Origin of the sequence: Rhodococcus sp. UFZ-B548 (assembly GCF_903819475.1) — a bacterium.
In the GTDB taxonomy this organism is placed as follows: domain Bacteria; phylum Actinomycetota; class Actinomycetes; order Mycobacteriales; family Mycobacteriaceae; genus Rhodococcus_F; species Rhodococcus_F erythropolis.
The window spans coordinates 117678-127749 of record NZ_CAIJDS010000017.1; the positions used below are offsets into that span (position 1 = coordinate 117678).

General features: G+C 63.0%; 10 protein-coding genes. 7 read left to right on the top strand and 3 right to left on the bottom strand.

Annotated features, from left to right (window positions below; all coding sequences use genetic code 11):
* Window positions 1-8: 8 nt before the first annotated feature.
* The 6 genes from H7C86_RS16810 to H7C86_RS16830 all read left to right on the top strand — a co-directional run bounded on the left by H7C86_RS16810 (window position 9) and on the right by H7C86_RS16830 (window position 4588).
* The gene (locus H7C86_RS16810; RefSeq protein ID WP_259349229.1) at window positions 9-707 is read left to right on the top strand and encodes a DUF1707 domain-containing protein; all 699 of its coding nucleotides are present in this window, start codon (window positions 9-11) and stop codon (window positions 705-707) included.
* On the top strand, window positions 704-829 hold the full coding sequence (locus tag H7C86_RS37265; protein ID WP_259349230.1) for a hypothetical protein: 126 nt from the start codon (window positions 704-706) through the stop codon (window positions 827-829). Before H7C86_RS16810 ends, H7C86_RS37265 begins: the two co-directional genes overlap by 4 nt.
* Window positions 830-838: 9 nt before the next feature.
* Complete coding sequence (locus tag H7C86_RS16815) at window positions 839-1609, top strand: DUF1707 domain-containing protein (protein ID WP_069145287.1); 771 nt, start codon at window positions 839-841, stop codon at window positions 1607-1609.
* 116 nt (window positions 1610-1725) lie between these two features.
* Window positions 1726-2289, top strand: coding sequence for a PadR family transcriptional regulator (locus H7C86_RS16820; RefSeq protein WP_003946014.1), 564 nt, complete (start codon window positions 1726-1728; stop codon window positions 2287-2289).
* Window positions 2282-3385, top strand: coding sequence for an inositol-3-phosphate synthase (locus H7C86_RS16825; RefSeq protein WP_003945979.1), 1104 nt, complete (start codon window positions 2282-2284; stop codon window positions 3383-3385). Before H7C86_RS16820 ends, H7C86_RS16825 begins: the two co-directional genes overlap by 8 nt.
* Window positions 3386-3529: 144 nt before the next feature.
* Window positions 3530-4588, top strand: coding sequence for an isopenicillin N synthase family oxygenase (locus tag H7C86_RS16830; RefSeq protein WP_229756703.1), 1059 nt, complete (start codon window positions 3530-3532; stop codon window positions 4586-4588).
* A gap of 8 nt (window positions 4589-4596) precedes the next feature.
* Here the strand turns inward: H7C86_RS16830 and H7C86_RS16835 are convergent, their stop codons facing one another.
* Window positions 4597-6714 (bottom strand): FAD-dependent oxidoreductase, encoded by a 2118-nt coding sequence (locus H7C86_RS16835; RefSeq protein ID WP_070797618.1) that lies wholly within the window; start codon window positions 6712-6714, stop codon window positions 4597-4599.
* A 59-nt stretch (window positions 6715-6773) separates the two neighbouring features.
* Complete coding sequence (locus H7C86_RS16840) at window positions 6774-8159, bottom strand: PLP-dependent aminotransferase family protein (RefSeq protein ID WP_182261891.1); 1386 nt, start codon at window positions 8157-8159, stop codon at window positions 6774-6776.
* 97 nt (window positions 8160-8256) lie between these two features.
* Here H7C86_RS16840 and H7C86_RS16845 point away from each other — a divergent pair, with 97 nt between their 5' ends.
* Window positions 8257-8964, top strand: a complete 708-nt coding sequence (locus H7C86_RS16845) for a pyridoxamine 5'-phosphate oxidase family protein (protein ID WP_097386647.1) — start codon at window positions 8257-8259, stop codon at window positions 8962-8964.
* 80 nt (window positions 8965-9044) lie between these two features.
* On the opposite strand, the gene H7C86_RS16850 is transcribed toward H7C86_RS16845, so the two are convergent.
* A partial coding sequence (locus tag H7C86_RS16850) for an HNH endonuclease signature motif containing protein (RefSeq protein ID WP_182261892.1) occupies window positions 9045-10072 on the bottom strand: 1028 nt, incomplete at its 5' end.

Here is a 10072-nt window from a genome sequence, read left to right on the forward strand (position 1 = left end):
GTGAGCCGGTGAGTGGGTCCCCGACTACTACCTCTACGCGCACCCGTGCGCGCGACGTCGACCGATCCGATACCTGCGCCGTTCTCGATACGGCTCTGTCCGACGGCCAGATCACGGTCGACGAGCACGCCAACCGGACGGCTGCGGCCATGACCGCGACCACCCTCGGCCAGCTCGATCTACTGGTCCGCGATCTGCAGAAAGCAACGCTGCGCAACGCCGTTGCCAAAGTTCGTCGTATCGACAAGATCTGGTACCTCGCAGCCGCATCGACTATCTTCGCCGGCCTGATCGGGTACCTCACCTTGTCCGCCGACCCTTCACCCCCACCGCCTCCACCGGCGGCAGCCGAAAACGTCGAACCGCTTGCCCCCATTGTGAGTTCCACACTGAACACCGTCACCGCAAGCGGGATCGGGGAATTTATCACAAAATACAGCACCAAGTACGGCACGACGATAATCGATTCCGTCAACTTCTACGACGGCTATGCAAGCGTTACTCGCGCCGCCGCTATCTCGCCGAATCTGGAGGAGGACATCGACTTTCGAGGCGGTTTCACACCACGCGAGAGCACGTCGACCGGGCGGCCAGCACCGTCACCTTCGACCTCGCTGCCGTCGACATCGACAAGCTCGCCGGATACCTGGCCGGAGCATCCGCAAATCTCAATGTTCCCGACGCCGAGATCACACACATCAGCATGAGTTCGTCGAGCGATGATCCACGCGTCTCCATCTACGTGAGCAACAACCTCGGCGCGAGCGGGTGGATGGACCTGACGCCTGACGGACGCCCGATCCGCTTGTCTCCCTTCACTCCTCGATAGGCCCCGGACATGCCGAACGATCTGACCAGGACCACCCGCGCTCGCAATGCCGATCGCGAGGCTACCTGCGCAGTGCTGGACTCCGCCTTCGCCGACGGGCAACTCACGGCGACCGAGCACGACGAATTGACCGAACTCGCCGCGGTGGCAGTCACTCTCGGCGATCTCGAAGATTTGACGTCCGATCTGCAGACCGAAGCGTCTCTGCCTGTTCTCCGGAAAGAACCTTCGCTCGACACGCGTTTGATCGCCCTTGCGATCATCGCTCTGTCACTGGTGTCGGCAATCGGCTTCGGAATCAAATACGTGGCGTCGGACGTCACGATCTTCTCCAGCCCCGAGCCACAGTTGCACACCGTCGACGGCCTGGGGGCGATGTTCCGTGCCATCGAAACGGAGTACGGCAGCGGACTGGTCGACGAGATGACCATCTATCCCACTTATGCACGCGTAACGCGCGCCGATCCTGCTGCGCAGCGCAAGAGCCTCGACAGTTACTACCGAGGCGACCTCGAGGACACGACTTCGGGAGGATCGCGCGAACCCGGCGTGACACAGATCGACGTCACACAGCTCGATCCTCGCATCGTGATCGCCCTGCTCGACGGCGCCGGAACCACAACGTCGGTGCAAAATCCGACCACTCGGTACGTCTCTGTCGGAAGCACCGAAACCGTGCCGACCATCGAGATCCACGTCGGCAACGACCTCGACGAAAGCGGGTACCTGACCGCTGGCCTCGACGGGGAAATCATGTCGATCTACCCGTTCACCCCCTGATCTAGCCGTGACACCTTGGTACACGTATCGGGCCGCAGTGTGGTTTTATATATCGGCGCGATATAGTTGGTTATCGCATCAAGCGGTTAGGTTCAACGACTCGGGAGGTTTGTCAGTTGCTCGAACTCGCAATCCTCGGGCTGCTCCTCGAGTCACCGATGCACGGATACGAGCTGCGTAAGCGGCTCACTGGTCTGCTCGGCGCATTCCGCGCGTTCTCGTACGGATCGCTGTACCCGGCACTGCGGCGCATGCAAGCCGACGGATTGATCTCGGAAGACGTCGACACTGCCACCGGCACGCTCAAGCGTCGGGCGCGTCGCGTCTACCAGCTCACTCCGGAAGGTCGGCAACGGTTCACCGAACTGGTCGCCGACACCGGGCCGCAGAACTACACCGACGACGGTTTCGGCGTTCACCTCGCCTTCTTCAGCCGCACCCCCGCAGAAGCGCGGATGCGGATCCTCGAAGGCAGGCGACGCCAGGTCGAGGAGCGCCGTGAGGGGCTCCGCGAGGCCGTCGGTCGGGCCAGCGGATCGCTGGACCGCTATACCCGTCAGCTCCATCAGCTCGGACTCGAATCGAGTGAACGCGAAGTGCGTTGGCTCAACGAATTGATCGCAGCCGAGCAATCGACAACAGGAACATCCCGGAAAGAAGGAGAACCCGACCATGGGTGAGAACAGCACCGCGGTGCGCGTAGCCATTGTGGGCGTGGGTAACTGCGCCTCGTCCCTGGTTCAGGGCGTCCACTACTACAAGGATGCCGACGAGACCCAGACGGTCCCCGGCCTCATGCACGTCAAGTTCGGCAAGTACCACGTCCGCGACGTGCAGTTCGTCGCTGCGTTCGACGTCGACGCCAAGAAGGTCGGCTTCGACCTCTCCGAGGCGATCCTCGCGAGCGAGAACAACACCATCAAGATCGCCGACGTCCCGCCCCTGGACGTTCCCGTTCAGCGTGGCCCGACCCTCGACGGCATCGGCAAGTACTACGCCGAGACCATCGAGCTGTCCGACGCCGAGCCCGTCGACGTCGTCAAGGCACTCAAGGACGCTCAGGTCGACGTCCTCGTCTCCTACCTGCCCGTCGGTTCCGACGACGCTGACAAGTTCTACGCACAGTGCGCGATCGACGCGGGCGTTGCATTCGTCAACGCCCTGCCCGTCTTCATCGCTTCCGATCCGGAGTGGGCTGCCAAGTTCAAGGACGCCGGCGTCCCGATCGTCGGCGACGACATCAAGAGCCAGGTCGGCGCCACCATCACCCACCGCGTGATGGCGAAACTGTTCGAAGACCGCGGCGTCGTGCTGGACCGCACCTACCAGCTCAACGTCGGTGGAAACATGGACTTCAAGAACATGCTCGAGCGTGATCGCCTGGAGTCCAAGAAGGTTTCCAAGACCCAGGCCGTGACGTCCAACCTGACCGGCGCACTTGCCGGCAAGGTCCACGACCGCAACGTCCACATCGGTCCCTCGGACTACGTGGAGTGGCTCGACGACCGCAAGTGGGCATACGTCCGACTCGAAGGCCGCGCCTTCGGTGACGCTCCCCTGAACCTGGAGTACAAGCTCGAGGTCTGGGATTCGCCCAACTCTGCCGGCATCATCATCGACGCCGTGCGCGCAGCCAAGATCGCCAAGGACCGCGGCATCGGTGGACCGGTTTACCCGGCTTCCGCTTACCTGATGAAGTCCCCGCCGGTCCAGATGGCCGACGACAAGGCTCGCATCGAGCTCGAAGCGTTCATCATCGGAGCCGACGAGGCCTGATTTAGGTTCACGCTGATTCGGGGTCTTGCGCCAACGGCGCAAGGCCCCGATTCTGTTATCCGCAGGGTGTTTCCGCATACGCGCGGGTAATCACGCCTGCGGCTGCCGAATCGCCGCGCGGGTCCGGGTGCCGATCAGCGTGGAATGATGGACATCAGAACCATCACACGGATCGAGGACCCCATGTCGATTACGTCGCTGCCAGTGCTCGATCTGTCGCTTGCGCAGAACCCCGACACCGCCGAGCAGTTCCGCACTCAGCTCCGCGAGGCCACCCACGAGGTCGGATTCTTCTACCTGGTCGGCCACGGAATTCCCGACGAACTGCAGCGACGCCTCCTCGCCGTCGCCCGCGAGTTCTTCGCACTTCCGACTGCCGAGAAGCTCGCGATCGAGAACGTCCGCAGCCCGCACTTCCGTGGGTACACCAGGCTCGGCGGCGAACTGACCGAAGGCAAGCAGGACTGGCGCGAGCAGATCGACATCGGCGCCGAACAGCCCGCGGCCGAGCGCACCGACACCTCACCGGCCTGGGAGATCCTGCAGGGTCCCAACCAGTGGCCCGACGCCCTTCCCGAACTCCGCGACGTCATCACCGAGTGGAACGACACACTCACCTCGATCGCATTGAGCCTCTTACGCGAATGGGCGGTAGCCCTGGGCCAGGATGCGAACATCTTCGACGACGCGTTCGCTCACGATCCGTCGATCCTCATCAAGGTGGTGCGTTACCCGGGCCGCCCGAAAGGTGCCGGCTCCCAGGGCGTCGGCGGGCACAAGGACGCGGGTGTACTGACACTGCTCTATGTCGAACCGGGCAAGGGCGGTCTGCAGGTCGAGCACGACGGCGACTGGATCGACGCCCCGCCGATCGACGGGGCGCTGGTGGTCAACATCGGCGAACTGCTCGAGGTCGCTACCGGCGGCTACTTGAAAGCGACTGTGCACCGGGTAGTTTCACCCGAAGGTGACGGTGAACGTATCTCGGTGCCGTTCTTCTTCAACCCGAACTACGCAGCGCAGATCCCGGAGTTCGACCTACCGCCCGAGCTGGCGGCGCGCGCCACCGGCGTCACCGTGGACGCGAACAACCCGATCCACGATTCCTACGGGGCGAACGCCCTCAAGAGTCGACTACGCGCGCACCCCGATGTCGCGGCCCGATGGTGGCCGGACATCGTTGCGGCACAAAGCGCTATCTAGGGGATGGGTCAAAGATCCATCGCAACTTTCCACGCCGTGTGCATCGCACCTTCGATGTAGTCGACGTTCACCGCGTCACCGACCACGTGCACGTCGGAGACGACGCCGATCAGAGCGTCGGCCAGCGGCGCTTGCGCTGACACCCCCGAGGCGACGACAACCATGTCGGCTGGAGCGGTCAGTGTCTTGTCACCGGAACGGAATTCGACGTGCTCCTTGGTGATTCGCTGCACCGTTGAATTGCGGTGAATGTCCACACCGACATGCTTGGCGTGGCGCACAGCCGTCCAGCGGCGCGGCATCGCCATCGGAATACCCAACTGCTGGCCTTCTTCGATCAGCGTCACATTGCGACCTCGCTCGGCCAGGAACTCCGCAAGCTCGAGTCCGACAAGCGAACCACCGATCACGACAACGTCCTTACCCATGGGCAGGAACTTGCGAGTCACAGCTCGGATCGCCGCGGGGCTCTTGGTGATACCGGACAGCTTGCCCAACTTGGCCATCGTCCGCAGGAACGGCGGCACCTGTGAGACGTCTCCCGCTCCGGTCATCAACGCGCGCAACGAATCACCGGTGTGCACGTGCGGCAAGTCGCCGCCCGGAACACTAGGCCGCTCACGAACTGCACCGGTGGCCACGACTACGGCGTCGGGGTTCAGTGCCCGGATCGAAGCAACCGAGGCTTCGGTCTTCAGTCGAACATCGACACCGAGACGCTCGATTTCCACTTTCAACCAGCTGAGCAGACGCCCGTTGTCCGGGGTAGTGAGGCTCGAGAACCACAGGGTGCCGCCGAGGCGATCGGATTTGTCCAACACCGTGACTCGGTGCCCACGTTCAGCGGCCACGCGAGCCGTTTCGAGACCACCGGGGCCCGCTCCGACCACAACAACGTGTTTCGGAGTGCTGGTCCGAACGAAGGGGAGCAGCGCTTCGTTGCCCAGGGCAGGGTTCACCGCGCACAGCGGGGTCTCGTCCCAGAAGTTCTCCTGCACGCAGACGTAGCAATTGATGCAAGGCCGAACCCGCTCGGGTACACCGTCTTTGAGTTTGTTCACCAACTGTGGATCGGCCAGGAGCTGGCGGCCCATCGCGGCGAAGTCCGTGCGACCTTCCGCGATCATCTTCTCGCCGACCTCGGGGAGCATACGTCCGACCGTGATCACGGGGATCGATATCGCCTGCTTGATTCGCGTTGCATTGTCCGTGTAGTAGCCGACCTTGTCGGGCAGGGGGCCGTCGGTGAAGTTGGCAAAAGCATTCAGCGCGGTACCGGTGACGTGAATGGCGTCAGCGCCGGCCTCTTCGAACATCTTGGCGGCCGCAGCAGCCTCGTCGACGGTCAGCCCGTCGGTTTCGCCGTACTCTTGACCGGCCAGACGCACGATGACGGCAAGCGCACCACCGACCTCCTCCTTGACCGCCCGGATAACCTCACAAGCCAGGCGAGCACGGTTCTCCATGGAACCTCCGTACTCATCGCTGCGCTGATTCGTGTACCGACTCAGGAACGCTCCGAGGACGTAGTTGTGGGCACAATGAATCTCGACGGCGTCGCCGCCCGCCGCCTTCACCCGTCCGGCAGCCTCGGCGAACATGCGGACGAGCCAATCAAGATCTTCCTTGGTGGCCTCGTGGTAGGTCGCCCTCTTGCCCTCGTTGATGGCAGCCATCTTGCCCAGTTCTTCGGGCGTGCAATCGGCCATCGCACTCATGTCACCCGGCGGCTTCGGTGTGGACGGGACCAGCTGCGGTCGGCCGTCGAGGGTATCGATGCGCGCCACCTTGCCGTGGTGTGTCATCTGCACACAGAGCTTGCTGCCTGCGTCGTGCACCGCGTCGGCCAGCGCTTTGAGTCCGGGGATGAACCGGTCTTCGGAGAGCCCCGGTTCCTTGCGGCTGGTGCAGCCCAGCGGGTACGCAACAGCGCAGCAACCGGTGATGATCAGACCCGTTCCACCGGCCGCACGAGCCACGAAGTGGTCGATGTCGCCCTTTTCGATTTCCCCGTCTTCACACAGGTTCATGTCCATCGCAGGGAGAACCACACGATTGGGCACGGTCATCGGGCCGATGGTGCCTGGTGCGAGCAGGTGCGGAAAGGTCTGGCTTCGGATCGTCACGAGCAGACGCTAGAACTGGACCACGCCCATCCGTTGCCGCACTCCCGATCAACGAGACTTCACGCGCTGTGACGCGCGAGGCACTCGGCTATCACCTCGAGCGCATATTCGAGGTCCGCGGATTCCACTCGCCCGTAGCCGATGACCAATCCACCGGGGTCTCCGTGCGTTCGGGTGGACTCGACCAGGGTGGGCACTTCGACGCCGTGTTCAAGTGCCTCGCGAGCGACGGTGGCTGCCAGATCCGCGTCGAGCATGAGCGTCGTGTGCATGCCGGCGCCGAGTCCGCGCAGTTCACCGAACGATGACAGTGCTTCCTCGACCGCCCGATCGCGCTCGCGGTACCTGCGCCGGGCGGTACGTACCGCTCGATCCCATTCGCCGTCACGGAGCAGGGACAGGAGTGCTTGCTGCAGCGGAACCGACGGGAAGTCGCCGATTCGCTTGCGGTGTAATGCTATGCGGTCGACCAGGTCGAGGGGAGCTACCAACCAGCCCAATCGAATTCCGGCGCCGAGCGTCTTGGCAACCGTTCCGAGATACACCACCCGATCAGGAGCCAACTGGGCGAGCGCAGGCAAAGGCGCTACGTCGTAACGGAATTCGGAGTCGTAATCGTCCTCGAACAGGACGACGTCGCGGGCGCGTGCGAACTCGATCAACTGGTTGCGCCGACCTACCGGAAGCAGCCCACCTGTCGGATACTGATGGGACGGTGTCACATACACACCGCGGACGCTCTCCGACGCCGTTTCGAGTTGGTCGACACAGAGACCATGAGCGTCGACGGGCACGTCGAGCAGCGACCATCCACAGGCTGTTGCGGCCGAGGACGCATACCGGTATCCGGGATCTTCCATCGCCAGAACAGCACCACGGGTACGCAGAGCCGACAGGGCGAGGCCGAGACCATGCGTGGCACCTGAGGTGATCAGGATTCTCTCGGGTTCAACCGACATTCCGCGGGCTCTTGCCAGCAATTCCGATAGTGCCGAACGCAATTCGTAGTCACCCGCAGGATCGGGATCCTCGAATGGTGGCGGTTTGGACCCGACGTCACGCCACGCCCGCCGCCACGCTGCCGATGCACGCGGCGGCGTCCACGGCACGCCTGGCCGGAGCTGCACCCTGGGCGACATCTTGTCGGCGGTCTTCTTCGGTGTAGTCGTGGGAGTGACCGCGGGAGAGGGCGCCTCGGCAACGAAGGTGCCCGAGCCGTGCACAGCGACAAGCCAACCCTCGGCGATCAACTGCTCATACGCCCGTTCCACGACGCCCCGCGCCACCTCGAGCTCCGCCGTCAGCTTCCGGGAACTGGGTAACCTCAGTCCCACTGCCGCCTTACCACTGCGGATATCAGCTCTGAGGTGGTCGGCAATCTGGATCGGGAGCGCCCGCCGATCTGTCCGGTCGAGGACGACGGCTACCGCCGAAGGAAGAAACATTCAGAACCCTCTCGGAAGTGGAAAATCGAAGTGGCCTATCGAAGTCTCCACTGATTGGACCATGACTTGAAGCCACTTTGCCACCAGCATTGTCTGCATGACAGATTCCGTTGTCTTTGCTGCCCCTGCTCCTGCCCCCACTGCACCTATTCCGCTGTCCCCGACAGCACGTACGACGCACAAGCGCGCCCGCCACCACGGCGTCGCAGAACGCGCGGCACTCGTCGACGTCTTGCAGTCCGCGAAGCTGTGCCACATGGGCGTGAACGTCGGCGGAGTTCCCATGGTGTTTCCCACCGCGTACGGGTTCGACCTCGACGGCCCTGACCGCGGCGGGTCTATTTATGTTCACGGCTCGGTGGCCTCGCGAAGCTTGGCTCCCGACAGCGAAATCTGCATCACCATCACGATCCTCGACGGGCTCGTGTTGGCGCGGTCGGGCTTCCACCACTCGATGAACTACCGCAGCGGCGTCATCATCGGATCACCTCGAGTCGTGACCGACGGCGACGAGCGAGTGAAGGCTTTGAATCTGATCGTCGACCAGGTGGTTCCCGGACGTTCCCAACACCTTCGGGATCACACGCGCAAGGAAATGGCGGCAACCATCGTTCTTGCCCTGCCGTTGTACGAGGCTTCCGTCAAGGCCCGCACCGGCGGCCCCGGTGACGATGCCGCTGACATCGGTGTCGAAACCGTCTGGGCTGGAGTAGTTCCTGCAGCTACGCACTTCGGTGAACCGCTCCCGTCCGAGGATCTCGACTCAGGTGTCGCGCTTCCGGACCATATCTCGACGATGCTCTGACCGCACACGCGACTCCGACAAACGCAGCTCGCACCGGGGCATGGCTATGCCCCGGTGTGTACGTATTCAGTTGCGCCCGTTCAGGCTGCTGTAGGTGGGCTGTTCCCGCCGATCGGGTGCTGATACGGGTCAACCGACATCGGCGGATAGAACACCGTCCTCCGATCCGGGCCGATCTCCACCCGCCACTCCGTGTGGTGCAGCGTCCGATGGTGATGACCGCACAACAAGATCAGATTGTCGAGATCTGTTGGGCCACCATCATTCCAGTGAACAATATGATGAGCATCGCACCACCCCGACGGAGTCCCGCACCCCGGAAACGCACACCCACCATCCCGAACCGCCAACGCCCGCCGCTGCGGAACAGTCGCCGTTCTCGCTTCCTTACCGCAGTCGAGCGGAACACCATTCTCATCCAGGAGGATCCGGGTAACGGTGCAGTCGCACGCCAACATCCGCGCAGTATCGATACTGATCGGACCCACCCAATCCGTCCACGCAAACCCGAGTTCATCGGTCGACGGCAGGAGGTCTTTCAGAACTTTAAGGTCCGTCATGTCCTTGGCCGACGCGGTCACCGTGATGTGCGGTTTCACGCCGCCTTCGATCGGACCCAACCCCGCCCGCTCGTACCGGCGCAACAACTCGCAAAACCCGTCCGCACGCCGTAATGCCGGAGTACGCGTGTCCTTCACGCCGTCCTTCTCCGGCGTCGGAGCAGACAGGCTCGACAACAACGTGATCAGACGCGCCCCGTTCACAGCATCCAAGTCGCCCTTCACAGTTACTCTGCCGTACAAGCCTTTCGAGGCGTAGAACTCGTTACGTTCCGAATCTTCCCCGACCGGGACGCCGTCCTCACGCTTGCCGTACTGCTTCTCGATCCGCCGAATCGCTGCCCGCACCGCATCACAATCCGCGATGTTCTTCGACGCCAACGACAACAAAATCCCGCGAGCCTTGCCGACATCCGCCAGGGTCATGTTCTTCGGCGGATGCTGACAAAACGACGCCACCTGCCGCGCCTTCAACGCATCGACATCACCACGATGAAACGCATCCGCCACAACAGGTTCGAGCATCAACAACCGCGCCAACCCGACCA

What these genes read in the sequence shown, in the direction of transcription:
- H7C86_RS37265 (WP_259349230.1), top strand. Translation starts at nt 704, where the DNA reads ATGAGTTCGTCGAGCGATGATCCACGCGTCTCCATCTACGTGAGCAAC.
- H7C86_RS16815 (WP_069145287.1), top strand. Translation starts at nt 839, where the DNA reads ATGCCGAACGATCTGACCAGGACCACCCGCGCTCGCAATGCCGATCGC.
- H7C86_RS16825 (WP_003945979.1), top strand. Translation starts at nt 2,282, where the DNA reads ATGGGTGAGAACAGCACCGCGGTGCGCGTAGCCATTGTGGGCGTGGGT.
- H7C86_RS16830 (WP_229756703.1), top strand. Translation starts at nt 3,530, where the DNA reads ATGATGGACATCAGAACCATCACACGGATCGAGGACCCCATGTCGATT.
- H7C86_RS16840 (WP_182261891.1), bottom strand. Translation starts at nt 8,159, where the DNA reads ATGTTTCTTCCTTCGGCGGTAGCCGTCGTCCTCGACCGGACAGATCGG.
- H7C86_RS16845 (WP_097386647.1), top strand. Translation starts at nt 8,257, where the DNA reads ATGACAGATTCCGTTGTCTTTGCTGCCCCTGCTCCTGCCCCCACTGCA.